Source organism: Rhodanobacter ginsengisoli, from assembly GCF_042657065.1.
Lineage (GTDB): Bacteria > Pseudomonadota > Gammaproteobacteria > Xanthomonadales > Rhodanobacteraceae > Rhodanobacter > Rhodanobacter ginsengisoli.
Genome location: NZ_JBHSNF010000002.1, coordinates 372,712 through 397,913, shown reverse-complemented (window position 1 = coordinate 397,913; position 25,202 = coordinate 372,712). Strand labels below are relative to the sequence as shown.

Annotated in this window: 27 protein-coding genes; 22 read left to right on the top strand and 5 right to left on the bottom strand. The window is 65.0% G+C overall.

Going from position 1 to position 25,202, the window contains the following annotated elements; translation table 11 throughout:
* Positions 1 to 6 precede the first annotated feature (6 nt).
* The 9 genes from rpoE to recO all read left to right on the top strand — a co-directional run bounded on the left by rpoE (position 7) and on the right by recO (position 9,068).
* Positions 7 to 603 carry an RNA polymerase sigma factor RpoE gene (gene rpoE / locus ACFPPA_RS11010; protein WP_377320685.1) on the top strand — a complete coding sequence of 199 codons (597 nt, stop codon included), beginning with the start codon at positions 7 to 9 and terminating at the stop codon, positions 601 to 603.
* Between the two features lie 11 nt (positions 604 to 614).
* Positions 615 to 1,298 carry a sigma-E factor negative regulatory protein gene (locus tag ACFPPA_RS11005; protein WP_377319812.1) on the top strand — a complete coding sequence of 228 codons (684 nt, stop codon included), beginning with the start codon at positions 615 to 617 and terminating at the stop codon, positions 1,296 to 1,298.
* Positions 1,299 to 1,462: 164 nt separating this feature from the next.
* Positions 1,463 to 2,938: a DegQ family serine endoprotease gene (locus ACFPPA_RS11000; protein WP_377319811.1), complete on the top strand. Its 1,476-nt coding sequence runs from the start codon at positions 1,463 to 1,465 to the stop codon at positions 2,936 to 2,938.
* 206 nt (positions 2,939 to 3,144) lie between these two features.
* Positions 3,145 to 4,938, top strand: a complete 1,794-nt coding sequence (gene lepA, locus ACFPPA_RS10995) for a translation elongation factor 4 (RefSeq protein WP_377319810.1) — start codon at positions 3,145 to 3,147, stop codon at positions 4,936 to 4,938.
* 42 nt (positions 4,939 to 4,980) lie between these two features.
* Positions 4,981 to 5,892, top strand: a complete 912-nt coding sequence (lepB, locus tag ACFPPA_RS10990; protein ID WP_377319809.1) for a signal peptidase I — start codon at positions 4,981 to 4,983, stop codon at positions 5,890 to 5,892.
* A 212-nt stretch (positions 5,893 to 6,104) separates the two neighbouring features.
* Positions 6,105 to 6,488 (top strand): DUF4845 domain-containing protein, encoded by a 384-nt coding sequence (locus tag ACFPPA_RS10985; RefSeq protein ID WP_377319808.1) that lies wholly within the window; start codon positions 6,105 to 6,107, stop codon positions 6,486 to 6,488.
* Between the two features lie 3 nt (positions 6,489 to 6,491).
* Positions 6,492 to 7,151 (top strand): ribonuclease III, encoded by a 660-nt coding sequence (gene rnc, locus ACFPPA_RS10980; RefSeq protein ID WP_377319807.1) that lies wholly within the window; start codon positions 6,492 to 6,494, stop codon positions 7,149 to 7,151.
* Between the two features lie 138 nt (positions 7,152 to 7,289).
* Positions 7,290 to 8,222, top strand: a complete 933-nt coding sequence (era, locus tag ACFPPA_RS10975) for a GTPase Era (protein ID WP_377319806.1) — start codon at positions 7,290 to 7,292, stop codon at positions 8,220 to 8,222.
* A 117-nt stretch (positions 8,223 to 8,339) separates the two neighbouring features.
* Complete coding sequence (recO, locus tag ACFPPA_RS10970) at positions 8,340 to 9,068, top strand: DNA repair protein RecO (RefSeq protein ID WP_377319805.1); 729 nt, start codon at positions 8,340 to 8,342, stop codon at positions 9,066 to 9,068.
* Here the strand turns inward: recO and ACFPPA_RS10965 are convergent.
* Positions 9,065 to 9,802 carry a response regulator gene (locus ACFPPA_RS10965; RefSeq protein ID WP_377319804.1) on the bottom strand — a complete coding sequence of 246 codons (738 nt, stop codon included), beginning with the start codon at positions 9,800 to 9,802 and terminating at the stop codon, positions 9,065 to 9,067. The genes recO and ACFPPA_RS10965 overlap by 4 nt on opposite strands.
* Positions 9,803 to 9,847: 45 nt before the next feature.
* Between ACFPPA_RS10965 and ACFPPA_RS10960 the strand changes: the two genes are divergently transcribed.
* Positions 9,848 to 11,869, top strand: a complete 2,022-nt coding sequence (locus ACFPPA_RS10960; protein WP_377319803.1) for a translocation/assembly module TamB domain-containing protein — start codon at positions 9,848 to 9,850, stop codon at positions 11,867 to 11,869.
* Between the two features lie 50 nt (positions 11,870 to 11,919).
* The gene (locus tag ACFPPA_RS10955; RefSeq protein ID WP_377319802.1) at positions 11,920 to 12,528 is read left to right on the top strand and encodes a YdbL family probable chaperone protein; all 609 of its coding nucleotides are present in this window, start codon (positions 11,920 to 11,922) and stop codon (positions 12,526 to 12,528) included.
* Between the two features lie 64 nt (positions 12,529 to 12,592).
* On the opposite strand, the gene ACFPPA_RS10950 is transcribed toward ACFPPA_RS10955, so the two are convergent.
* On the bottom strand, positions 12,593 to 12,742 hold the full coding sequence (locus ACFPPA_RS10950; protein WP_377319801.1) for a hypothetical protein: 150 nt from the start codon (positions 12,740 to 12,742) through the stop codon (positions 12,593 to 12,595).
* Between ACFPPA_RS10950 and rlmD the strand changes: the two genes are divergently transcribed.
* The 8 genes from rlmD to ACFPPA_RS10910 all read left to right on the top strand — a co-directional run bounded on the left by rlmD (position 12,741) and on the right by ACFPPA_RS10910 (position 19,708).
* Positions 12,741 to 14,078 carry a 23S rRNA (uracil(1939)-C(5))-methyltransferase RlmD gene (rlmD, locus tag ACFPPA_RS10945; RefSeq protein ID WP_377319800.1) on the top strand — a complete coding sequence of 446 codons (1,338 nt, stop codon included), beginning with the start codon at positions 12,741 to 12,743 and terminating at the stop codon, positions 14,076 to 14,078. The genes ACFPPA_RS10950 and rlmD overlap by 2 nt on opposite strands.
* Before the next feature lie 157 nt (positions 14,079 to 14,235).
* Positions 14,236 to 14,757 carry a CYTH domain-containing protein gene (locus tag ACFPPA_RS10940; RefSeq protein ID WP_377319799.1) on the top strand — a complete coding sequence of 174 codons (522 nt, stop codon included), beginning with the start codon at positions 14,236 to 14,238 and terminating at the stop codon, positions 14,755 to 14,757.
* Entirely contained in the window at positions 14,751 to 15,767 is a 1,017-nt protein-coding gene (gene nagZ / locus ACFPPA_RS10935; protein WP_377319798.1) for a beta-N-acetylhexosaminidase, read from the top strand. The genes ACFPPA_RS10940 and nagZ overlap by 7 nt, the downstream gene beginning before the upstream one ends.
* A complete protein-coding gene (locus tag ACFPPA_RS10930; protein ID WP_377319797.1) occupies positions 15,764 to 16,321 on the top strand; it encodes a hypoxanthine-guanine phosphoribosyltransferase in 558 nt (185 codons plus the stop codon). The genes nagZ and ACFPPA_RS10930 overlap by 4 nt, the downstream gene beginning before the upstream one ends.
* A complete protein-coding gene (locus ACFPPA_RS10925) occupies positions 16,318 to 17,064 on the top strand; it encodes an S-methyl-5'-thioinosine phosphorylase (protein WP_377319796.1) in 747 nt (248 codons plus the stop codon). Before ACFPPA_RS10930 ends, ACFPPA_RS10925 begins: the two co-directional genes overlap by 4 nt.
* Before the next feature lie 150 nt (positions 17,065 to 17,214).
* A complete protein-coding gene (locus tag ACFPPA_RS10920; RefSeq protein WP_377319795.1) occupies positions 17,215 to 17,430 on the top strand; it encodes a cold-shock protein in 216 nt (71 codons plus the stop codon).
* Positions 17,431 to 17,658: 228 nt separating this feature from the next.
* Positions 17,659 to 18,861, top strand: a complete 1,203-nt coding sequence (fabV, locus tag ACFPPA_RS10915; RefSeq protein ID WP_377319794.1) for an enoyl-ACP reductase FabV — start codon at positions 17,659 to 17,661, stop codon at positions 18,859 to 18,861.
* A 133-nt stretch (positions 18,862 to 18,994) separates the two neighbouring features.
* Positions 18,995 to 19,708 carry a DUF6988 family protein gene (locus tag ACFPPA_RS10910; protein ID WP_377319793.1) on the top strand — a complete coding sequence of 238 codons (714 nt, stop codon included), beginning with the start codon at positions 18,995 to 18,997 and terminating at the stop codon, positions 19,706 to 19,708.
* A 318-nt stretch (positions 19,709 to 20,026) separates the two neighbouring features.
* On the opposite strand, the gene ACFPPA_RS10905 is transcribed toward ACFPPA_RS10910, so the two are convergent.
* From ACFPPA_RS10905 to ACFPPA_RS10895, 3 genes are all read right to left on the bottom strand, one after another.
* On the bottom strand, positions 20,027 to 21,256 hold the full coding sequence (locus ACFPPA_RS10905; protein WP_377319792.1) for a hypothetical protein: 1,230 nt from the start codon (positions 21,254 to 21,256) through the stop codon (positions 20,027 to 20,029).
* Positions 21,257 to 21,314: 58 nt separating this feature from the next.
* Complete coding sequence (locus ACFPPA_RS10900; protein ID WP_377319791.1) at positions 21,315 to 21,689, bottom strand: hypothetical protein; 375 nt, start codon at positions 21,687 to 21,689, stop codon at positions 21,315 to 21,317.
* A 112-nt stretch (positions 21,690 to 21,801) separates the two neighbouring features.
* Positions 21,802 to 21,942, bottom strand: coding sequence for a hypothetical protein (locus ACFPPA_RS10895; RefSeq protein ID WP_377319790.1), 141 nt, complete (start codon positions 21,940 to 21,942; stop codon positions 21,802 to 21,804).
* Positions 21,943 to 22,808: 866 nt separating this feature from the next.
* On the opposite strand from ACFPPA_RS10895, the gene ACFPPA_RS10890 reads away from it, so the two are divergent.
* The 3 genes from ACFPPA_RS10890 (at position 22,809) to ACFPPA_RS10880 (ending at position 25,190) form a co-directional block, all read left to right on the top strand.
* Complete coding sequence (locus ACFPPA_RS10890; protein ID WP_377319789.1) at positions 22,809 to 23,294, top strand: hypothetical protein; 486 nt, start codon at positions 22,809 to 22,811, stop codon at positions 23,292 to 23,294.
* A 230-nt stretch (positions 23,295 to 23,524) separates the two neighbouring features.
* Positions 23,525 to 24,796, top strand: coding sequence for a hypothetical protein (locus ACFPPA_RS10885; RefSeq protein ID WP_377319788.1), 1,272 nt, complete (start codon positions 23,525 to 23,527; stop codon positions 24,794 to 24,796).
* Between the two features lie 250 nt (positions 24,797 to 25,046).
* Positions 25,047 to 25,190 (top strand): hypothetical protein, encoded by a 144-nt coding sequence (locus ACFPPA_RS10880; protein WP_377319787.1) that lies wholly within the window; start codon positions 25,047 to 25,049, stop codon positions 25,188 to 25,190.
* Positions 25,191 to 25,202 lie beyond the last annotated feature (12 nt).

Here is a 25,202-nt window from a genome sequence, read left to right as displayed (position 1 = left end):
GCCCGGATGGGCGAAAATGAACTGGATCGTGCGCTGGTCGAGCGTGTCCAGGGTGGGGACAGGCGCGCTTTCGACCTGCTGGTGCTCAAGTACCAGCACAAGCTGATCGGGCTCATTTCACGCTACGTGAGAAGCCATGCCGAATGCGAGGACATCGCCCAGGAATCCTTTATCCGCGCCTGGCGGGCGATCGGCTCGTTCCGCGGCGACAGCGCGTTCTATACCTGGCTATACAAGATCGCGGTGAACACGGCCAAGAACCACCTGGTGGCAATGGGGCGGCGTCCCCCGGCGGGGGATATCGACGCGGACGATGCCGAGTTCATGGCGGCGGGCGCCGAGCGCATGCACGACAGCGCCACGCCCGAGCGCGAGCTGATGCGCCAGGAAATTGAACAATCGGTGTTTTCCACTGTCCAAGCCCTGCCCGAAGAACTGCGGACAGCCATCACCCTGCGTGAAGTGGATGGTCTCAGTTACGATGAAATCGCCGAGGCGATGGGCTGCCCGATCGGTACGGTGCGTTCGCGTATCTTCCGGGCACGTGAGGCGATTGACGAAAAGCTGCGGCCCCTATTGTCGGACCGCGAGGATCAGAAATGAATCAGGCAGACATGAATCAGGACGTCCGCGAAAGCCTTTCAGCCGGGATTGACGGCGAGCTGTCAAACGAGCAGCTGCGCTTCCTGTTGCGACGGCTCGATCACGATGCCTCGTTGCAACAGACCTGGGCGCGTTACCACCTGGCCCGCGACAGTCTGCGTCGACAGTTGCCGCCGATGGCGAGCACCGACTTTGCTGCGCGGGTGATGCAGGCGGTCGAGCAGGACGGCGCACGGTCGGTTGCGACCGGCAGGCGCAATCACTGGTTGCGCTGGTCCACCGGCGGCGCGATTGCCGCCAGCGTGGCCGCCGCCGCCCTGATGATCGGCCAGCCGGGCGGTGACGCCGGGCGCTCGAGTGCGTCGACGGCTTCCACCCAGCAGACCATCAAGGTCAGGGATGTCGCGGCCGTGGCGCCGGCGAGCAAGCCCGCCGCGACGCCCACCGCACCCGCTGCGGTGCCGCCGTGGTTGAGCGGCAATTCCGCCGGACTGCTCAGTCAGCAGGCTTCGGCCACGCTGGGTGCTCCATTCGACACCAGCCAGCTGACTTACCCACGCCGGCAGACACCCTACTCGTCGATGCATCGCTACCGCACGCTCGACAACAACGATGGCAGCTACCTGCTGCTGCTCGAGCCAGAGCAGCAGACGGTTCCGGATACCGCGCGTCGGGCGGGTGCCGTCGCGCACTGACCGCTGATCCGCGCGTGATCACCCGCGCGGTTCACCTCTCCGGTTTGCATTGACCGACCTGCTTCATGGGAGGGAGGGGTGTGCGCGCAACACTCATGCCACACCGGCAACCGGGCATCCACAAGTCCAGCTGTCCCCGGCTGAAGTTCAACCAAGGAGGAGTCATGAATCATTCCATCTTGCGCACCCTGGCGTGCTGTGCCTTGCTGGGCCTGGCCGGTGGCGGTGCAGTGCAGGCACAGCCAGCACCGACGGCAGCCAGCCTGCCGGATTTCACCGGCATCGTGCAGAAGAACGCCGCTGCCGTGGTCCATGTCGAAGCCAAGTACAGCGGTGAACGGCAGACTACACAGCAATCCATCGGCGGCCAGATGATGCCGGGCCAGCCGATGCCGAACGATCCCCAGGCCGAGATACTGCGCCGCTTCTTCGGCATGCCGATGATGCCTTCGCCGGAGCAGCAGAAGCACACCTCGCTGGGTTCCGGTTTCATCATTTCCAGGGATGGCTACATCCTCACCAACAACCACGTGGTCGACCATGCGGACAAGGTGACGGTGCGTCTGCAGGACCGCCGCACGCTGACCGCCAAGGTGATCGGCACCGATCCGACCTATGACATCGCGCTGCTGAAGGTCGATGCCGGCGGCGATCTGCCAGTGGTGAGCATCGGTGATTCGCGCAGCCTGAAGCCGGGTCAATGGGTACTGGCGATCGGCTCGCCGTTCGGCTTCGACTACACCGTGACCCAGGGCATCGTCAGTGCGGTGGGACGCAACCTGGGGCAGCGCGACCAGCCCTACACCTCGTTCATCCAGACCGATGTGCCGATCAACCGCGGCAATTCCGGCGGGCCGCTGTTCAACCTGCAGGGTCAGGTCGTGGGGATCAACTCGCAGATCTATTCCAACACCGGCGATTACATGGGCGTGTCGTTCTCGATTCCGATCGACGTGGCGATGAATGCGGTGCAGCAACTCAAGACCAAGGGCTACGTGTCGCGCGGGAAGCTCGGCGTGACGATGCAGGCGGTCAATGACGATATCGTCAAGGCGTTCAAGCTTGAAAACGGCGCGGGTGCCGCCGTGGTCGACGTCACCCCGGGCAGCGGTGCGGCCAAGGCCGGCATCCAGCCCGGCGACATCATCCTGACCTACAACGGCCAGGTGCTGCAGCAGGCCGCGGATCTGCCGCCGCTGGTCGGCATGACCAAGCCGGGCAGCGAGGTGCCGGTGGAGATCCTGCGCAACGGCAAGAAAATGACCCTTCAGGTCACCATCAGCGAAGCGTCGCGCGACAAGGATGCGGTGGACAACCAGGGCGCCATGTCGTCGTCGAGCCGCAGCGGTTCGGCGGCGCTGGGCCTGACGGTGCAATCGCTGGACAACGACACCCGCAAGCAACTCGGGCTGAAGCCGGGTCAGGGCGTGGTGATCGACGACATTACCGGCCCGGTGGCGGCGCAGGCCGGCCTGCAGGCTGGCGACGTGATCCTGATGGTCAACCAGCAGAAGATCGGCAGCGTCGCCGAATTCCAGGCGGCGACCAAGGGCGTGAAGCCGGGCAGCACGGTGCTGTTGCTGGTGCGCCGCGGCGAGCAGAGCAATTTCGTGGGCCTGACCGTGCCGGGCAACCGGTAACCGGCCCGGCGAGGCCTATCGCCGCCATCGGGGGACGGGTGCGGGCGCCGATCCATCGCGGACGGCGCCCGCGCTGCAGGCAGCGATACGGCGGCGGCAATCGTCGGTTCCATGCGATAATGCGAGGTTAGCGTCGCTCAACGGTGATGCGCTGTCATGCATGGTGCGTGGCGGCAGACCCAAGTCCGACAGGCCGCCTGCGCTCCATGGAATTGATCCGCAACTTCTCCATCATTGCCCATATCGATCACGGCAAGTCCACGCTGGCCGATCGCATCATCCAGATCTGCGGTGGCCTGGCCGACCGCGAGATGGAGGCGCAGGTGCTGGACACCAATCCGATCGAGCGCGAGCGCGGGATCACCATCAAGGCCCAGTCGGTCTCGTTGCCGTATACCGCAAGGAACGGCAAGACCTACCAGCTCAATTTCATCGATACGCCGGGGCACGTCGATTTCTCCTACGAGGTCAGCCGCTCGCTGGCCGCCTGCGAAGGCGCGCTGCTGGTGGTCGATGCGGCGCAGGGGGTCGAGGCGCAGTCGGTGGCGAACTGCTACACCGCGGTCGAGATGGGGCTGGAAGTGGTGCCGGTGCTGAACAAGATCGACCTGCCGACCGCCGACGTGGAGAAGGTCAAGCTCGAGATCGAGGCGGTGATCGGCATCGACGCCACCGATGCGGTGGCGATCAGTGCCAAGACCGGTCTCAACGTGGTCGACGTGCTGGAGGCGATCGTGGCGCGCATCCCGCCGCCGCAGCCGCGGGACACCGACCGACTGCAGGCGCTGATCATCGATTCCTGGTTCGACAATTACCTTGGCGTGGTGTCGCTGGTTCGGGTCATGCAGGGCGAGATCAAGCCCGGCGACAAGCTGCTGGTGATGTCCACCGGCCGCACCCACGAAGTGGGCGACGTGGGCGTGTTCACGCCCAAGCGCAAGAAGCTGGGCAAGCTTGGCGCCGGTGAGGTGGGCTGGATCAACGCCTCGATCAAGGACGTGCACGGCGCACCGGTGGGCGACACGCTGACTCATGCGGGCAAGCCCGCCGACAAGGCGCTGCCGGGATTCCAGACCATGCAGCCGCGAGTGTTCGCGGGCCTGTTTCCGGTGTCGTCGGACGACTACCCCGCCTTGCGCGAGGCGCTGGACAAGCTGCGCCTGAACGACGCCGCGCTGTTCTTCGAGCCGGAGTCCTCCGAGGCGATGGGCTTCGGCTTCCGCTGCGGCTTCCTCGGCATGCTGCACATGGAGATCGTGCAGGAGCGGCTGGAGCGCGAGTACGACCTGGATCTGATCACCACCGCGCCGACCGTGGTCTACGAGGTGTTGATGAGCGATGGCAGCATCATGCTGCTGGACAATCCGGCCAAGCTGCCGACGAATTCCAGCCTGGTGCAGGAGATTCGCGAGCCGATCGTGGTGGCCAACATCCTTACCCCGCAGGACTACATCGGCAGCATCATCACGCTGTGCGAGGAAAAGCGCGGCGTGCAGCGCTCGATCCAGTACCTGGCGACCCAGGTGCAGATCAGCTACGAAATGCCGCTGGCCGAAGTGGTCATGGACTTCTTCGATCGGCTCAAGTCGGTGTCGCGCGGCTATGCCTCGATGGATTACCACTTCGATCGTTTCGAGGCCGGCCCGTTCGTGCGCACCGACGTGCTGATCAACGGCGAACGGGTCGACGCGCTCAGCCTGATCATGCATCGGACGCATGCCGAGCGGCGCGGCCGCGAGCTGGTCGAGCGGATGAAGGACCTGATCCCGCGGCAGCAGTTCGACGTGGCGATCCAGGCGGCGATCGGTGCGCAGATCGTCGCGCGTTCCACCGTCAAGGCGCTGCGCAAGAATGTGCTGGCCAAGTGCTATGGCGGCGACGTCAGTCGCAAGAAGAAATTGCTGGAGAAGCAGAAGGAAGGCAAGAAGCGCATGAAGCAGGTCGGACGGGTGGAGATTCCTCAGGAAGCCTTCCTCGCCGTCTTGAGAGTGGATAAATGAGCGCGATCAGCAATGATCTGCCAGGCAACCTGGAGTTAACGCATGGAATTTGATTTTTCGGCGATCCTGCTCGGTCTCACCGTGCTGTTCGGCGTGGTGTGGGGCCTGGATCGGCTGTTCCTGTACAAGAAGCGCAAGGCGCGCCTCGACGCTTCCGGCGACGAGTACCGCGATCCGATGCCGGTCGACTGGGCGCGGTCGCTGTTCCCGGTGGTGCTGGTGGTATTGCTGTTGCGCACCTTCGTGGCCGAGCCGTTCCGGATTCCCTCCGGGTCGATGATGCCGACCCTGGACGTGGGTGATTTCATCCTCGTGAACAAGTTTGCCTACGGCCTGCGCCTGCCGGCGTTCAACAACAAGTTCGTTCAGCTCGGCGAGCCCAGGCGCGGCGACGTGGTGGTGTTCCGCTTCCCCGGCTACCTCTGCTTCGACGGCGGCAAGCTGGTGCGCAGCGGCGACATGAGCTGCAACAACCCGCATGCACCGATACCGCAGCAGAACTGGATCAAGCGGGTGATCGGCCTGCCCGGCGACAGCATCGAGGTGCACGGCTCCGACCTAGTGATCAACGGCAAGCCGGTCACCGACGATGAGGTCGGCCCGTATGTAGGCAACCCCCAGCGCAGCGTGGACGAGATCATGCTGAACATGGGCGCCACCGTGTGGACCGAACATCTGCACCGCGATGACGGCAGTGCCGTCAACCACATGATCGCGCGGATGCCGGCGTACACCACGCCGAACACGATTCCGAACGACCGGGTGCCGTCGAAGGTGCCGAAGGGCTGCTACCTGGTGATGGGCGACAATCGCAACGACAGCCTCGACGGTCGCTGGTGGGGCTGCATGCCCGAGCAGAACCTGGCCGGCAAGGCTTTCCTGATCTGGATGAGCTGGAAAGGCTGGGGTACCGGCGGTGTGGATTTCTCCCGCATCGGCACGATCATCCATTGAGCTCGATGGTCCGCACGTGATCCATCTGCCAAAAGCGTGACCGGATCGAACCGGTCCGCACACGGCGGGCGTCAACAGTGCGAGAATCCGCAGGCATAATCGCGCTGGCCGTGCAGGACATCGCCTGGCGGACCGGCCAGGGCGGGCGGCCAGTGCGACATCCGGTTCATCCACAGATCGACAGGCCGCGCAGGCGGCATAGCGAGGGGACTATGAAATCGAAGCAGGCGGGCGTCACTCTGATCGGGTTTCTGATCATCATGGCCGTTGTGGGTTTTCTGGCCTTCATGGCGATGAAATTGCTGCCGTCGTACTCCGAGTACATGGGGGTGGTGAAGGCGATGAAGCAGATTTCCACCGAAGGCACCAATGGCAAGTCGCTGGACCAGATCCGCCGCGACCTGATGTTCAAGATGGGTTTCCAGTACGTGGATGACTCCACCATCAAGCCGGCCAACATCACCATCAAGCGCGATGCCGGTGGTGCCAGCCAGCTGCAGGTGGTCTACGACAAGGACATTCCGTTCATGTACAACATCGACTTCCTGCTGCACTTCAACAAGAGCGTGCCGTTGCAGGGCAATGTGGACCAGTAATCCTTGAAGCTGAATTACCGATTCCAGGACCCCGCGCTGGCCCAGCTGGCGCTCACCCACCGCAGCATCGGCCGGCCGAACAACGAACGACTGGAATTTCTGGGCGACGCGCTGCTGGGCGCGATCATCGCCGAGTTGCTGTACGAGGTGCACCCCAAGTCGAACGAGGGCGAGCTGTCGCGCCTGCGCGCTCAGCTGGTCAACGGCCAGGCGCTGGCGGGCGTGGCGCGCGAGCTGGAACTGGGTGACGAACTGAAGCTCGGTCCGGGCGAATTGAAGAGCGGTGGATTCCGGCGCGACTCGATCCTGGCCGACGCGTTCGAGGCGCTGGTGGCCGCGGTCTACGTCGACGGCGGTTTCGATGCGTGCCGGACCACCGTCCGCGAGCTGTTCGCCGACCGTATCGGCGCGCTGCGGCGATCCTCGAAGGATGCCAAGACCCGGCTGCAGGAATATCTGCAGGCAGGCGGCTGGATGCTGCCGCAGTACGAGTTGACCGCCAGTCATGGCGAGGATCATGCCAAGACCTTCGACGTGAGCTGTACCATCAGCGAGCCGCTGCCATTGACTGCCGAGGCCCGCGGCGTCAGCCGCCGGGCTGCCGAGCAGGATGCGGCCGAGACCGTGCTGAACCAGTTGCTGGAACAGCCGCGCAAATCCTGATCGCCGTTTTCGTCGCACGGGCCCGCCGGCGCGAAGCGGGCCATCGGCCCGTGCGCGGCAGGCACGCCACCGGGCCGATATCCTGTCGTTTCGGGCGAAGCACTACACTTGCCATCCACTTGCCGAGCAATTCACGTCATGAACCACCCACTGGATCCCGCCGCCGGCACCTTGCCGCATGATAATTTCCGTTGCGGCACGGTCGCGCTGGCCGGGCGTCCCAACGTGGGCAAGTCCACCCTGCTCAATGCGCTGATCGGCTTTCGCCTGTCCATCATCAGCCCGCGGCCGCAGACCACCCGCCACCGCATCCTCGGCATCAATACCAGCGAGGCCGGGCAGATCATGTACGTGGACACGCCCGGGCTGCATCGTGGCGCGAAGCGGGCGATGAACCGCAGCCTCAATCGCGCCGCACGCTCGGCGATCAGCGACGTCGACCTGGTGGTGCAGGTGATCGAAGCCGGTCGGTTCACCGACGAGGACGAGGCGCTGTACGCGGCCCTGGTCGAGCAGTCGTCGCCGCGGCTGCTGGTGATCAACAAGGTCGACCTGAACAAGGACAAGGCTGCGATGCTGCCGTTCGTGGCCGAGCTGGTGGCCAAGCACAGCTATGACGAAATCCACTACGTCAGTGCACTGAAGGAGCAGGGGCTGAAGGAGCTGGAGCAGGCGATCCTCAAGCGCCTGCCGGTGCAGCCGCCGATGTACGGCGAGGACGAAGTCACCGACCGCAGCGAGCGTTTCCTCGCCGCCGAGATGGTGCGCGAGCAACTGATGCTGCGGCTGGATCAGGAACTGCCCTATGCGACCACCGTGGAGATCGAGCAGTTCAACGATCGCCCCGACGGCATCGCCGAGATCCACGCGATCATCTGGGTCGAGCGCTCCGGCCAGAAGGCGATCGTGATCGGCCACGGCGGCGCCCAGCTCAAGTCGATCGGCAGCAGCGCACGGCGCCACATGGAGCGCATGTTCGAGCGCAAGGTGTTCCTGAAGCTGTGGGTGAAGGTCCGCGAGGGCTGGGTCGACGACGAGAACATGCTGAAGAAATTCGGCTATACCGACTAGGGCCAGAGGCGAGCCATGCGCGGCGAGGGCGTATCGATGCGATGCCTGTGCGGACGGGTCGGCCGTGTGTCGCGGCCTCGGTCCGTGCTAGCCGCCGACCGTCCCTGACGCCTGCCGATGCGCATCGAACAGCAACCTGCCTACGTCCTGCACGCGCGGGCCTATCGCGAGACGTCGCTGTTGCTGGAATGCCTGACCCGCGAACACGGCCGCCTGGGCGTGGTGGCACGCGGCGTGCGCGGCGAGAAGGCGCGGCTGCGACGTGCCCAGCTGGAGCCGTTCCAGTCCCTGGCGATGGATCTGCTGCTGCGCGGCGAGATGGCCACGCTGACGGCGATCGAGGCGACCGGCAGCCCGATGCGACTCACCGGCGATGCCGGCCTGGCCGGGCTCTATCTGAATGAACTGGTGGTGCGCCTGACCGGCCGGCAGGATCCGTTCCCCACGCTGTTCGATGCCTACGCGCGGACCCTGGGCCGCCTGGCGGCGGCCGAGCCGCTGGGCTGGAGCCTGCGCCGTTTCGAGCGCGACCTGATGGAGGCGATCGGCTACGGCCTGCAATTGCAGTACGACCCGGACAGCGGCGAGCCGCTGCTGCCGGAGGCGAGTTACCGTTACCTGGTCGAGCAGGGCGCCGTGCGTTGCGCCGCCAGCCACCCGCATGCCCTGCTGGGCAGCGACCTGCTGGCGCTGGGCCAGGACCGGATGCCGGACAACCGCGGGTTGAAGACGCTGCGCGACATGATGCGCGAGGTCATCCGTTTCCATCTGGGCGGTGGCGAGCTGCGCGCGTGGCGGGTGCTGGCGATGGCGGTGTCGCGTCGCCCGGATCTCCCGGGCTCCTAGCGATCCAGCGCCTGCAGCGTTGCCTGCAGTACCTGGCGGAAGCGCATCAGTGCCGCCGGCGTGGCCGCCGCCCGTGCCAGCTGCTGCTGCAACTGGACGGTTTGCGCCGACAGCGCGGCCGCGCCGCAGAATCCGCAGGATGAGCGCAGCCGGTGCAGGCGCTCGCCGAAGCCGTCCCGGTCAAGGCTCAACGCGTCCAGTTCGCGCTGGAGCTGCGCCAGTTCCTCGCGCAGCAGCAAGCGCAGGGCGCGCATGGTGGTGACGTCGCCGGTGCTGCTCAGCGCGGCCTGGTCGTCCAGCACGCAGCTCGCCTCGCGCTCCGGTTGCACCAGCGCCAGCAGGTGCTGCAGGTCATCCAGTCCGCAGGGCTTGAGCAGGATCTCGCCGAAGCCCGCCGCGAGCAGCTGCCGGCGCTCGTCCGGCTCCAGCTCGGCACTGGTGGCCACGGCGAGGCTGTCGGTCGAGCGCGCCTGCCGGTCCCCGCGCAACTGGCTCAGGATGTGCAGCGCGCCGCCGCCGGGCATGCGGCAGTCCAGCAACAACAGGTCGAAGGTCTCGTCGCGGGCCCGCCGCAGCGCCGTCGTGCCCTCGGTGCAGGCTTCCGCCACGGCGCCCAGCGCGCGCAGGCCATCGGACAGGAAGCGGCAGCTGGCGGGGTCGTCGTCCGCCACCAGCACGTGCGGCCGGCGGGTTCCGGCGGGGGCGATGGAGGGGCCATCCGGCAGTTGATTCATGACGAAATCCGTATCGTTCATCTTAATTTGGCAGAATGGCCCGACATGCGCCCGACATCAAGCCATCTGTTGCTGTGCTGCGGCCTTCTGCTGGTGTTCGGCTGGGCGCTGCCTGCGCGGGCGGACGTGGTGCTGGCGGCGAAGTCGATCAGCGTGCCGGGCGTCCGCCTGCAGGCGGTGAGCGTGGCGATCAGCGCGGACGTCGCCGGCGGGCTGCGCCTGCAGTTGCATGCGGGGCAGGCCGACGTGCCCGCGATGGGCTGGCGACACCTGGCACTGTCGCTCGACGGCAGCCTGCAGCGCGACGAGCGCCTGCGCTGGATTCTCGACGGCAATGTACGTCTGGCCGGAGCACCGGGCAGTGCGCTCAGCAACGCCCACCTCAATGTCGTGCTGAGCGAATCGGCCAACACCTTGCTGCTGGACATCCTGCAGGGCAAGGGCCACGTCACGGCCGCCTTGCCGCTGGATCAGCCCACTCATGCGCAGATCAGCATCGACAACCTGCCGGCCGGCTGGCTGCAGGGATTGCTCGGCACGGTCTGGTCGGGCCGTACCACCAGCGGCCGGCTGGATGCCGCCATGGCGCTGGACGTGCGCGATACCGGCCTGCAGTCCTCCGGGCAGTTCACCCTCAACGGGGTGGGCTTCGACACCCCCAGCGGCACGCTGGCCGCGCAGCAGCTCAGCGGCAGCGGACGCTTCAATCTCGATACCACGACCGGCCCGGCACGGATCGACCTGGATGCCGGCCTGCGCGGCGGCGAGGTGCTGCTGGGCCCGCTTTACGCCAAGCTGCCGGATCATCCGGTGCAACTGGGCCTGCACGCCAATGCCCAGGACGGCGCGTTCGAACTGACCCGGCTGCGCTTCACCGACGCCGACGCGTTGCAGCTCGAGGGGGCGCTGGCGTTCGACGCCAAGGGCGAGCTGACCACGTTGCGGCTGGATCGTCTGCACGCCAGTTTCCCCACCGCCTACGACCGCTACGGCAAGGCCTGGCTCAGTACGCTGGGCTTGCGTGACATGCGCATCGACGGCCAGCTCAACGGCAGCCTGGATCTGCGCGCGGATGGTCCGCACAGCTTCGCGTTCAACACCGACGGCCTCGATCTGGCCGATGCGGACGGCCGGCTGGCAGTCGACGGCCTGCGCGGCGGGCTGGACTGGTCCGCCGAGGGGGAACGTCCGGCCACCACGCTCGGCTGGCGCAGCCTGCAGTTCTATCGGATCAGCAACGGCGCCGCGCAGTCCCGCTGGCGTAGCCGCGCCGGCACGCTGGGCCTGCAGCAGCCGCTGCTGGTGCCGGTGCTCAAGGGGCAGCTGCGGATCGGCGAACTGGAGTGGAGTCCGGCGGCGGCGAAGGGGCAGCGGCTGGCCACCTCGCTGGTAGTGACCGGGGTCGACATGGCCGCGTTCAGCCAGGCCATGGGTTGGCCGGCCTTTCCCGGCACGCTGGGCGGCGCGATCCCCTCGTTGCGCTGGGTCGGCGATCACTTCGAGCTGCAAGGCGGCCTGTCGGCCAGCCTGTTCGGCGGCTTCGTCGACATCACCCAGCTCTCCTTGCAGCAGCCGTTCGGGCCGAACCCGGTATTGAACGCCGACATCAGCCTGAGGCAGCTGGACCTGGCCGCGATCACCAGCGTGTTCGATTTCGGCAGCATCACCGGACGGCTGGACGGCTCGATCGACGACCTGCGCCTGGTCAACTGGGATCCGGTGACGTTCAAGGCGAAGCTGCTCGCCGGCGATGGCGGGCGGATCAGCCAGCGCGCGGTGAACAACCTCACCTCGGTCGGTGGCGGTGGCATCGCCGCCGGCCTGCAGGGCGCCGTGCTGAAGTTGTTCAAGACGTTCGGCTACAGCCGGATCGGTCTCAATTGCACGTTGCAGGGCACGGTCTGCAAGATGAGCGGACTGGATGCAAACGACGGGGGCTACACTATCGTCGACGGCAGCGGCCTGCCGCACCTGCAGGTGATCGGTCACCAGACCGAGGTGGACTGGCCGACCCTGGTTCGGCGTTTGCGCGATGCCATCAATGGCGCCGCCCCGGAAATTCACTGACACGGCACGACTTCGTTTTCCCATTCACGTTCAACTCGCTGGAGTGCACCATGCGCAAACTCATCTACGTCATCCTGACCTCACTGGCCGTGGCGTTGGTCGGTTGCGTCACGATCAATGTGTACTTCCCCGAAGCGGCGGCGCAGAAGGCCGCCGACCAGTTCATCGGCAACGTGCTCGATCACGCAGGCGCGGCTGCGAAGCCCGCGCCGAAGGAACCGAAGCCGTCGGCCGGCAATGGCGGCGGGCAGCCGTCGGCGATGCTGCTCGACCTGTTGATTCCGGCGGCGCAGGCCGCCGACACACCGAACATCCGCATCCAGACCGCCGCCACCGAAGCGATCAGCGGGCGCATGCAGGCACGCTTCCACGGCGCGCTGGGCGATCTGCTCGCCAGCGGTGCGGTGGGCTTCACCCGTGATGGCATGGTCGCGATGCGCGATGCCACCAAGGTGCCATTGAGCCAGCGCGCCCAGGCCAATGCCACCATCGCCGACGAAAACCGCGATCGCACCGCGCTGTACCGTGAGATCGCCAACGCCAACAACCACCCGGAGTGGGAGCCGCAGATTCGCGCGACCTTCGCCAAGAGCTGGATCGAGAAGGCGCACGCCGGCTGGTACTACCAGAACGCCGCCGGCGCCTGGCAGCAGAAGTAACCGCAGCACGGGCGCATCAGCTGCAGGAGCGCCTTTTGCGGGAGCAGCTTCTGTGGGAGCGGCTTCAGCCGCGATGCTCTTCAATCCGGCGAAAGAGCATCGCGGCTGAAGCCGCTCCCACAAGCCCCTCCCACAAGCCGCCGGCAGGCGCCACCCGGGCCGATCTGTGATAATCGGCGGCCAGCCGCTGCGGCCCCATCCGTTTACCGCTCATGTCCCGATCCAACTCCGTTTCACCGAAGCCTTTCGAGGCCGTCATCACCGACCTCGGCCATGACGGCCGCGGCGTGGCCCGCGTCGACGGCAAGACGGTCTTCGTCAGCGGGGCGCTGCTGGGCGAGCAGGTGATGGCCAGATTGCGCAAGCGCCATCGTCATTTCGACGAGGCCGAGGTGGTCGAGCTGATCACCCACTCGCCGCACCGGGTCGAGCCGCGCTGCCGCCATTTCGCCGAATGCAGCGGCTGTTCGCTGCAGCACCTGGATGCGCCATCGCAGATCGCCACCAAGCAGCGCGTGCTGGCGGAAAACTTCGAGCGCATCGGCAAGGTCACCCCGGACACCTGGCTGCCGCCGCTCAGCGGCGAGCCGTGGGGCTATCGGCGCAAGGGCCGCCTGTCGGTACGCAACGTGATGAAGAAGGGTCGCGTGCTGGTCGGTTTCCGCGAGGAGCAGAACCCGCGCTTCGTGGCCGAGATCCAGCACTGCGAAGTGATGCATCCGGCGCTCGGCCCCAAGGTCGGCCTGCTGGCCGACCTGCTCAGCACGATGGATGCGGTCGACACGATTCCGCAGATCGAGTTCGCCGGCGGCGACGACCTGATGGCACTGGTGTTCCGTCACATGCAGCCGTTGAGCGAGCGCGACCTCGCCGCGCTGACCGCGTTCGGCCAGCAGCACGGACTGGCGATCTACCTGCAGCCGGGCGGCAGCAGCAGCGTGCATCCGCTGTGGCCCGAGGCGCCGCGACTGGCGTTCCGGATCGCCAGCGGCGACGCCGGCGTGGACGACGTCGAGCTGGAATTCCAGCCGCTGGATTTCGTGCAGGTCAATGCCGACATGAACCAGCGCATGATGGCGCGCACGCTGGAGCTGCTCGACCTGCAGCCGGGCGACCGCGTGCTGGATCTGTTCTGCGGCCTGGGCAACTTCACCCTGCCGATCGCCCGCCGCGTCGCCGAAGTGGTCGGTGTGGAAGGCGAGCACGGCCTGGTCGAGCGTGCGGCGCAGAACGCCGCGCGTAACGGCATCGGCAACGCGCAGTTCCAGGTCGCCAACCTGTTCGAGGACCAGCGCGGCGCCGACTGGGCGCGCCAGCCCTGGGACAAGCTGTTGCTCGATCCGCCGCGCGCCGGCGCCGACAAGGTGCTGGAATACCTGCCGCACAAGCAGACCCGGCGCATCGTCTACGTCTCCTGCCACCCGGCCTCGCTGGCGCGCGACGCCGGCATCCTGGTGAACCAGCACGGTTTCAAGCTGAGCTCGGCCGGCGTGATGGACATGTTCCCGCACACCGCGCACGTCGAGTCGATCGCGCTGTTCGAACGCTGAGGACGCGGAGCGAGAAGTGAGTGCAGAGGAGTGAGAAACGAGAGAAAGCCGGCGCATGACCCTCGGCGCGGGGCGCGACGGATGCTCTTGCCCTTCGCCCTCACTCATTTCTCGTTCCTCCGCACTCATTCCTGATCCCAATTCACCCCGGACCGCCATGGCCATCGAGATCGAACGCAAATTCCTGCTCGCCGACGACAGCTGGCGCGGCGCCATCGAGCGCAGCGAGTCGATCGCGCAGGGGTATCTGGTCAGTGCGCGGGCGCTGCACGACGGCACCGCGGGGGCGTCGGTGCGGGTGCGCCTGAGCGGCGAGCGGGCCTGGCTGAACATCAAGGGCGCCACGACCGGGATCGCCCGCACCGAGTTCGATTACCCGATCCCGCTGGACGACGCCCGGACCATGCTGGCCAGCCTGTGCGACGGCGTGCTGGAAAAAGTGCGTCACCATGTCCGCGTCGATGGCGTACTGTTCGAGGTCGACGAGTTCGCGGGCGACAACCGGGGCCTGCTCGTGGCCGAGGTCGAATTGCCCGCGGTCGACGCGCCGTTTCCGCGACCGGCCTGGCTGGGCCGCGAGGTGAGCGCGCTGCTGCGCTATTTCAACGTCAATCTGATCGCGCATCCGTACCGGCAATGGTCGCCGGCCGAGCGCGCTGCCGAGGACGCCGCATGTTGATGATCGGTGTGGCCGGGCTGGAACTGGCCGAACACGAGAAGCGCTGGCTTCGCGCGCCCGGTGTCGCCGGCGTGCTGCTGTTCTCGCGCAATTACCGTTCGCGCGAGCAACTGATCGCGCTGTGCGACGCGCTGCGCGAGGCCGGCGGCGACGAGCTGCTGATCGCGGTCGACCAGGAAGGCGGCCCGGTGCAGCGCTTCCGCGACGGCTTCACCGCGCTGCCCGCGCTGGCGACGATCGGCGCCGTGCACGATCGCGATCCGGACGAGGCGATCCGGCTCGCCGAGGAGCATGCCTGGGTGATGGCCAGCGAGCTGCGCGCCAGCGGCGTCGATTTCAGTTTCGCGCCGGTGGTGGACCTGGCCCGCGGCAACGCGGCGATCGGCCGGCGCGCATTCCATGCCGATCCGGCGGTGACCGCCGAGCTGGCCCAGGCCTACGTGCGCGGCATGCACCTGGGCGGCATGGCCGCGGTGCTCAAGCATTTCCCCGGGCACGGCACGGTGGCCGCCGATACGCACAAGGCCGCGGCGATCGATCCGCGCAGCCTGGACGAGATCCGTCGCGACGACCTGCTGCCGTTTGCCGAGTGCATCGAGGCGCGGGTCGAGGCGGTGATGATGGCCCACGTCACCTACCCGGCGGTGGACGCCCGGCCGGCCGGCTATTCGCCGGTGTGGATCGGGCAGGTCCTGCGCGGCGAGCTGGGCTTCGCCGGTGCGGTGATCAGCGACGACATCAGCATGGCCGCCGCCGGCGCGGCCGGCAGCGTCGGCGAGCGGGTGCACGCGCACCTGGACGCCGGCTGCGACCTGGTGCTGGCCTGCTTCCCCGAGGTCGTCGACGAGGCGATCGCCGCGCTGCAGGGCAGGGACACCACGCCGCCGGTGCAACTGGCCGCCCTGCGGGGCGCCATCGGCGCCAGCTGGGACGGCCTCCTCGACAATCCGCAGCGCGATCGCTTCGTCGCGCGCATCACGGCGCTGAACGCCGAACAGGGAACCGCATGAACACTCCGACCCCCTCGCTGGCCGACGCGCTGGCGCAGTCCGACCTGCTGCACGAACGCGCCGAACTCGAGCGCGTGATCCACGCCATGGGCGCGCGCATCGACAAGGCGCTGGAGGGCGAGCGGGCGGTCTTCCTCACCGTGATGAACGGCGCGCTGATCTTCGCCGGCCAGCTGGCGCTGGCGATCCGCACCGACCTGGAGTTCGACTACGTGCACGCCACCCGCTATCGCGGTGCCACCTCGGGCAGCGAGCTGCACTGGCTGCGCGAGCCGATGGTGTCGCTCGAGGGGCGCGTCGTGCTGCTGGTCGACGACATCCTCGACGAAGGCCACACGCTGAAGGAGGTGCGCCAGGACTGCTACCGGCGCGGCGCGAAGAAGGTGCTGATCGCCAGCCTGTGCACCAAGCGGCACGACCGCCTGGTCGAGGGCATCGCCTCGGATTTCAACGGCGTCGAACTGCCCGACCGCTACGTGTTCGGCTACGGCATGGACTACCACGAGCAGGGCCGCAACCTGCCGGCCATCTACGCGCTGAGGGACCAGGCATGAGCGCGCTCGACCTCGCGGTGATCGGCGGCAGCGGCCTGTACAGTTTCCCCGGCCTGGAAAACACTGCGCGCCACACGCTGCACACGCCGTATGGGCCGGCCTCCGGCGATGTGGTGCAGGGCGATTTCGCCGGCATGCGGGTGGCCTTCCTGGCCCGCCATGGCGAGGGTCACAACCTGCCGCCGCACCGGGTCAACTACCGCGCCAACCTGTGGGCGCTGCACCAGCTCGGCGCGCGCCGGGTGATCGGGGTCAACGCGGTCGGCGGCATCCGCCACGACATGGGCCCGCAGGCGATCGTGGTGCCCGACCAGCTGATCGACTACACCCACGGCCGCTACACCAGCTACTGCGACGCCGAGGGCGCCGAGGTGAAGCACATCGACTTCAGCGAGCCGTATACCGCGTCCCTGCGCCAGCAACTGCTGGCGGCGGCGCACACGGCGGGCATCGCGGTGATCGACGGCGGCTGCTACGGCGCCACGCAGGGGCCGCGGCTGGAGACCCGCGCCGAGATCGCCCGGATGAAGCGCGACGGCTGCGACCTGGTCGGCATGACCGGCATGCCCGAGGCCGCGCTGGCGCGCGAGCTGTCGCTGGATTACGCCTGCCTGGCACTGGTCGCGAACTTCGCCGCCGGCTGCGGCGACGAGGCGGAAATCAGCATCGAGGAAATCTTTGCCCACCTGGCCGCCGCCACCGCCCAGGTGCCGCGCCTGCTCGCCGCCCTGCCGAAAAGCTGAGCCCGGCGTGCGGCCTGGCGCGGACTGGACAATTTCGTATTGCGCTGGCCCTTCACATATTGATATTTTCCGTTGGCCAGGGCGGCGAACCGGGGGGAAGAGTCGCGGAAAGTCTGGCGCACCTACTCCATGGATCCAGAGGTTCACGCAATGAGTTTTGGTACGGTCAAATGGTTCAACGATGCCAAGGGTTTCGGTTTCATCGCGCCTGAGGACGGAGGGGCGGACGTTTTCGTCCATTTTTCGGCGATTACCAGCAAGGGCTTCCGCAGTCTGCAGGAAGGCCAGCGGGTGAAGTTCGAAGTGACCCAGGGCCCCAAGGGCGCCCAGGCTTCGGCGGTCGAGCCGGCCGAAGCCATCGCCTGATCCGTCAGGCAGGCGTGGCTGGGCAACAATGAAACCCTGCATCCTGTGCGGGGTTTCTTGTCTGCGCGCGCGCAGGAAAGTCCGCCGGGCCGGCGAGGCGGCAGCCATGCCGTGATGGACGGCGGCAGGGCGGGGCGCGATGTTCTCGCGCCATCCCACCCTACGGCAGCGCATGGCCTCCCGCTTGGTTAAGATGGCGGATTGCCGAACAGCCGCAGGAGCCATCGCGTGATCATCAAGCCCAAAGTCCGTGGATTCATCTGCATCACCGCCCATCCGGTCGGTTGCGAGCACAACGTGCTCGACCAGATCAAGGTCACCCAGGCCGCCGGCCACGACAAGGCCAAAGGGCCGAAGCGGGTGCTGGTGATCGGCGCATCCACCGGCTACGGCCTGGCCTCGCGCATCACCGCCGCGTTCGGCTACGGCGCCGCCACGCTGGGCGTGTTCTTCGAGAAGCCCAGCAGCCACGAGAAGACCGGCACCGCCGGCTGGTACAACTCCGCCGCGTTCGACAAGGCGGCCAAAGCCGCAGGCCTGTACAGCAAGTCGATCAACGCCGACGCGTTCTCCAATGAAACGCGCGCCAGGGCGATCGAGATCATCAAGAACGAGATGGGCGGCCCGATCGACCTGGTGGTCTATTCGCTGGCTTCGCCCGTGCGCAAGCTGCCGGACACCGGCGAAGTGGTGCGCTCGGCGCTCAAGACCATCGGCGCGCCGTTCCACAACACCTCGGTCGACACCAACAAGGACACCGTGATCGAGGCCACCGTCGAGCCGGCCACCGAGCAGGAGATCAAGGACACCGTCACCGTCATGGGCGGCGAGGACTGGGCGCTGTGGATCGACGCGCTGAGCGCCGCCGGCGTGCTGGCCGAGCATGCCAAGACCATCGCCTACAGCTACATCGGCACCGAGATCACCTGGCCGATGTACTGGCACGGCACCCTGGGCCAGGCCAAGCAGCACCTGGACAACACCGCGAAGGCACTGCGCAGCCGCCACCCCGGCCTGGAAGCCTACGTCGGCGTGATGAAGTCCGTCGTCACCCAGGCCAGCGCCGCCATCCCGGTGATCCCGCTGTACGTGTCCATCGCCTTCAAGATCATGAAGGAGAAGGGCATCCACGAAAACCCGATCGAACAGGCCAACCGCCTGTTCCACGACCGCCTCTACCGCGCCGACGGCGCCGCCCCGGCCACCGACGACGAAGGCCGCTTGCGCCTGGACGACTGGGAACTGCGCGAGGACGTGCAGGAGCCGTGCAAGACGCTATGGCCCACCGTCACCACCGAAAACCTGCGCGAGATCACCGACTACGCGGGGTACAAGCACGAGTTTTTGCAGCTGTTCGGGTTTGATCGGGGGGATGTGGATTACGACGCCGAGGTCGAGGCGGATCGGCGGTTTGATTGTTTGGAGGGGTGAAGTTTTGTTTGGTGAATTCGAGGTTCAAGGCTGGACCATGAAGTTTCCAACTCGGTCGAGGCGCCGGCTCCGCGAAAATTGGTCGGTTTCGCAACGGGAAAGGTGCAACCTGTCCCCTGTTTTTGACTGATTCATGGCTAACGATATTTCACTAGAAGAACGCTCCGCCGCCGCATGCGAATTCATCCTCGCAAATCAACATATGCTCGCAAGTTTGAATTTCCCAGCGGAAACACCGCGATTGCGGCTTGCCGTAACGCTACTGCACGCGTCTACATCGCACGGTTATACCGCGGCGAAACTTGTCAATCTCAGTGTTGCCGACTTCGGTATTTCAGCCGCCGCACTGCTCAGGCCACAAGTTGACACGCTACTGCGCGGAATTCTTTTCGCTATGACGGACGAAACTAGTGATGCCGACGTAGATTCTTTTATCCACGATGACAAATTGCCACTTCGGCCAGATCGCAAAGGTGAGAGAAAGACCATCACATTGTCACAGATGAGTGCCATCGCAACTCGTCTTTTTGAGCGTTTCCCTGTACTACCTGACCCAGACAAATTCGAGCGCATGATCAAGGCATCGATCAACGACATGCACGGACTAATTCATGGTGGAAACGTATTGCTTCACTTACACAACTCTGGGGACGGACATGTGAGTTTTTCCCCACCAATGAACTCTCTCACGCACCTTCTGCGCAATGTCTCATCGATGTCTGGCATCCCATGGGTAGTAGCAATGAACTTGCTCGCACAACAGCCGCTTCCGGTTGCAAGTGCTGCGTTGAAGAAAGCGTACGAACGATTTGCTCGCGCATTTGACTTGCCAACGCGTGTTAGCTAGTCAGGAAGCCTCAGGGTTAGAGTCGATGTGAAGGAGTGTGGGCGAATAAAGGTGGGAAACAGGGGTCAGAATGCACTTCCTTTGAGACTGACCCTAAGAAAGTCAACTCTGACCCCGATCTTGCCCATGCTTACCTTGGATGCCAAGGCCGCCAAGCTGGCCGATGCAAGACTGCTGGCAGCGTAATCGCTGGGCAACCAGGCCGATTCGGGTAAGCGGTTGAACGCTGACCCGTCGAATGCTTCGAGTTCGAAGATGGTCCCGGTCACGAGAGCAATCAATGTGCACTGCGACTGGAGTTCTTTGGGTAAGTTTGATTCAACCGCCAATTGGAAACTTTGCGGCCTTTGCTGCTTCCACGAATGCACTGGCTGCTTTCACCAGTTCCGTAGTAGGTGACACGATGAGCGAGTGCTTCTCATAAATGCGGCCAGGGGGATTTGTAATCTGAGCGAGCGTTGCGTCGCACAACGTCTTTAACGGCTCATTCCCAGCGGCGGAGCCTCCAATAATCTTCATTTGCTCTTGAAAACCCTGAAAGGACGAAGCAACAGAAACTTTGAATCCGTAGTCCTCCTCCAGTCGCTTTGCTAGCGCGGATTCTCGACTAGCATGCATTGCAAGCCACACGAGCGCCGCTACAAATGGAATTCGCGAAAGCCAGCCCGTCAATAGCTGCTGATACGTCAACTCTGGTCCATGCAGGTACGCTTCTACGAGACTTACAAATGCCAAGATTGCCAGAACGACTACCGAACCCACGAACAACCATTGCCAGCGTTTTCCAGGGTTCAAAAATGTTTTGCGGCGTTGGTCAAAGGCGGAGGCGAGGCCCGCGCTGGTAGCCGCAGGGAGTAGAGATTTGATCGCTTCAAGTTGAGCATCATATTGTGCACCTAGTTCGAGCAGCTTTGCTTCATAGTCTTTGACGCGCTGCCCTACTGCCTCCGCTATGTCCGCCAGTCCTTTTGTCTTTTCGGATGCAGTATTTGATGCGGCCAAGGTAGCAGCCACTGCTTTAGCATTTTCATCCACTGTCGCCTTGGTCGCTAGGATGTCTGCACCGGCTTGAGAGGCAGAAGTTTTCGCATTCTCCACACCTTGCTTCAATCCATCTGCTTCGGCCTGCGTCTGCTTTGCGCTGACGAGCAAAGCACCCAGCTCGCCTCGCACTTCGGTCGCTCGTTTTTGATCGTCATCAATTTGCTTTGCATGTATTGCGACAGCAGATCGCTTAACTTCAACTTCCGTCGCCGCTGTTGCGACAGCAGATCGCTTAAGCTCAACCTCTGTCGCCGCGGCAGCAAATTTCGGTGTTGCTTCTGAGATTTTGTCGGATGCTTCCTTGGCCTCAGTCAATATTTGTTTGAGCTGATTGATTACGCTCTTTGCGTCATCTTCGGACGCTTTTGCGCTTTCATGAGCCGATCGGGCCGAGGCCACGAATTCTAAAATCTGCGCCTGAGCCTGAGCCTGCGCCACGCCGACGTCTTCGCCTAATTTCTGTGAACTGGTTTCGTTCGATGCGGAACTTTGCTCATCATTCATTGTGGCTAACCCCTGTGTGTAAGACGACACTCCAACTATTGGCGCAGTAGCTAGAGCGTCAATGGCCAGTACTGACATTCCCTTGACGATGTTCGTAGTCGCTCGTGAATTTGATCGCCTCACCCTCAACAACGACATGCCGGTCGTTGTTGCTGCGGTCGCTGCGCACGATCACGGCGTCAGCGCCAATCTGCGCGCCTGCGGCTTGTAGCTGCGGGATGGCGTCGCTGACCGTGGGGTCAGTCCAGCCGGGTTTATAGCGGTTGGCCGAGACGATGCCGATGGAGGTGTATGCGCGCTGCGGTGGCGAGTAGAGGATTTGCACCTGTTTGGCGTTCGTCGGCGCGTAAGGCTTCTGCAGGTTGCTATGTGCCTGGTACGTGCTGCACCCGGCGAGCGCGCCGATAAGCGCGATGCCCACAAGAATCTTCATCTTGTCCCCTGTTGCTGTCCCTGCCATTGAAGGCTTGCTGCAAGTATTCACCTATCGCAGGACGGGCGCCACTGCGAACAAAAAAGCCCCCGCATGCGCGAGGGCTTGGTTGCTACTTCTTCTTCGATGGCGGCGGTGGTGGCCGGTTGTGTTCTTTCTCAGTCGTCTTCGGATGCTTCTCGGCATATTTCTCCGGGACGAACTTTCCCGTGCCCGAATCACGATAGTCTGGCGGTCCTTTCTTGTTGGGCATGACCTGTTCCTTTGCTTGCCCGGCATTGGGCAAGCTTGATCTTTCTCCCATCATTACTCCCATTCAAGTGTCCCGGTGAGATAGAGAAAAGCCCTACACACCAGCGGGCGACACGCTGCTATCGCTTGTACCTGGTGTTAGGCGCGCTGACCACGCCCCACGAGTCAGGCGCGCACCGGCAGGAGTCAGGCGCAAGCTAAGAACGGTGTCATAAGAACGGTGTCAGGGACAATTCTTAGCGTGCCGAGCTTTCCTGCTGGCTGACTCCCAAGCCCATCCAAGCGGCAACCAAGCCCCACCAACCCACCCGCAACCCCCAAACCCCCACGCGCGAACCTCCCAAGCCTTGCGCGCAACCCCCAAACCGTTGCACGCAAGGCTCCATGCTTCGCGTGCAAGGCTCAAACCTTCGCGCGCAACGTTCGCGACCTTGCAACCGCAAGGGTCGCGACTTCGCGCGCGAAGGTTTTTGGGTCGCGCGCAAGGGTATTGGGGTTGTGGGCGACGGTTTGACCTTTGCGGATGCAGTTGGGGACCTTCGCGCGCGAAGGTCTCTGGCCTTGCGCCTGGGGGTTTTTCGCTTGCCGGCGAAGGTCGCGCGGTGGCGAACGAAGGTCTGGCGCTTGCGCGCAAGGTGGCAACCCTTGCGGGCGGGGCCCGGCGTTGCGCGGGGGAGGGTGGGGAGGTGGGTGGCCGGTGCCGGCGGGGTGGCGCAGGGCGTCTCTCGCTCTCGCGTCGGTGCATGCCACCTGCCATTTCGGCGTGTACCCACAGGCGGGTGGGGTTTGGGGCTACATGGCGGGGCGATGCAGGCCAGTAGCCTGCGTGGGCCGGCAATCGGCCGGCTTGTCAGGGAAGTATCTCCAATGGCCCAGAACCTGGTCGATCTCGATTTCACCGCCGATGCGCTCGCCGCCGTCGACGCCGCCCTCACCGCGCTGGAGGCCAGCCTCACCGGCCTGCTGGCGCTGACCCCGGATCAGCGGCAGGGGCTCACCAAGATGGGCGACAAGTCCGAGGCGTTCTGCCGCAAGGCGGATGCCGTGTTCGGCGAGAACCTCGCCATCCTGCCGGTCAATTTCGACCTGCCGGCCTACCGCCGCGATCTGGCCACGCTGGACGCGCTGCGCCCGCGCCTGGCGCGGCTGTCCAAGCTGAGCCAGCGCGGCGACGACACCCAGATGGCGGTGGGCAGCGACCTGATGACCAACGCGCTGGAGGGTTACGCCGTGCTCAAGGTCACCGGCAAGGGGCAGGGCGTGGACGACCTGCGCCGGATGCTCGCCACCCGCTTCGCCCGCGGCTCGCACCCCTCCCCGGCACCCGCCCCGGCCGAACCCGCGACCGCCTGATCGCCCGTCGCTCCCGGCCGCATATGTCAGGAAAGCCCCGCGTCGCGGGGCTTTTCTTTTGCGGGTGGCAATCATGCGGCCTTTCCTTGCCGTCCGCGGACCGGCGCCAAGATGACCTCATGCAGGGGCGAGCGGAGACGGGGATGTGGAAGCGGGTGGTCGGCTGAGCTGCGGCGCGGCACACTGCGTCACTCATGCACCCGGACCGGGTCGACGTATAGGAGCGATCGATGAAAGTCTTCGGATACAAGGACATGGTGCTCGTGGAACCGGCGAGCCTCGGCAAGGGCGAGTTTCGCGCCGGCTTGATGCATCGAGTGCTGTTCGTCATGGAACCGCTCACGCACTTGAACTGGAAGTTCTGGAACGATTATGCGGGGGCGATGAAGGCCTGCGCCCGACTCGTCCCTCACACGTCCGAGGTCGAGACGGCCATCAAGGGCTTCACGAACGGGCTCGAACTGATCGACGCTCCCAGCGCGTGCGTCTACGTGGTGTATTCGACTTTCGACCTGGCGACGGTCGAGACGAACGACGTGCGCAAGATGATTAACATCCAGATGTGCATGACGGTCACTACCAGCGCTACGGACCGCGACTTCCCCGCCGTGACGCACATGGGCATCTTCCGATCGCCCCTGTTGTCCGTCGCCAATCTGTCGGGGCTGCCGCCCCTGATCAAGGCCCAGCTCGAAGGGACGCCGGACTTCTACCGCGGCAAGCCGGCCAAGGGCATCTCGCTGGTGCTGCATTGCTTCGCGGCGCGCGCACTGGTGACGTTCCTCGGCGGGCGCCAACCAGCATTGATGATCACGGCGCCGCTACCCCACATGGGCAATCTGCTGGGCGAGGTGGGCAAGATCGTCGCCATCGACGTGACCCCGAAGCTTGGCAGGAGCGAGCCGCCGATCGGCGGTGGCTCGACGCCACGCCTGTCGAGCGCGCCCACGACCGGATTTTCAAGCCTTTCGAGTAGAAGCCCGATGCCGATGACGCGCCCGACCAGCACCTACGGTCGTGGCGGGATGTCGACATCGTCGCCGAAGATCGGCGCACCGAGCCTGGTCACCAAGCCCAGCTTGTCGTCGCAAGAGGCTTCGTCGAGTTCGTCGTCGCCGATGATGGCGTCGTCGCCGAAGATCGGCGCACCGAGTCTGGTCGCCAAGCCCAGCCTGTCATCGAAAGAGGCTTTGCCGAGTTCGTCGAGTTCATCGTCACCGGAGAGTGCGCGGGAATCGTCGCCGATAGAGGCGCCACGCCAGGTCGGGGCGCTGAAATATGCCGTACTGCGCGGACCGATGAACAGCAGTCTGATGATCAAGTACCAGGGACTGGACGTAACCTGGACGCAGATCGAGTACCCATGGCTCTTTGCGCTAGCGTTCAATCTCTCCCACAAGTACGCGGCGACATTCTCGGATCTGCGCGTGCTGCGCGAGCTGCACCAGGACATCGTGATGGCATCAGGACCGCATACCGCGCAGCTGGTCAAGCCCAAATAGCAGCTATCCGGGTCAGAGCCCCTTGAACGGCCGAACCCGCGACCGCCTGATCGCCCGTCGCTCCCGGCCGCATATGTCAGGACAGCCCCGCGTCGCGGGGCTTTTCTTGCATGTAATTAAAGGGGACGGAGGTAATTAATACTGGTCCGTTGACTCCGAGGGCTGTCGACGCGGCGATCCAAGTGGAGTGACCTTGCCCCCGAAAAATGTATCCCTTGCCGTGTGATTCAATCCACGCAAGGAGAACAACATGACGAAAGCAATACGGGCGCGCTATACGCTCGAATTCAAGCGAGAGGCGGTGGGCCTGGTCGAGGGAGGGCAGAGCCAAGCCACCGTCGCCAAGACGCTGGCGAAAAGGTGTCAGGAACAATTTGGAGGCAGCCGCGCGTAGCGCCTGAATTGT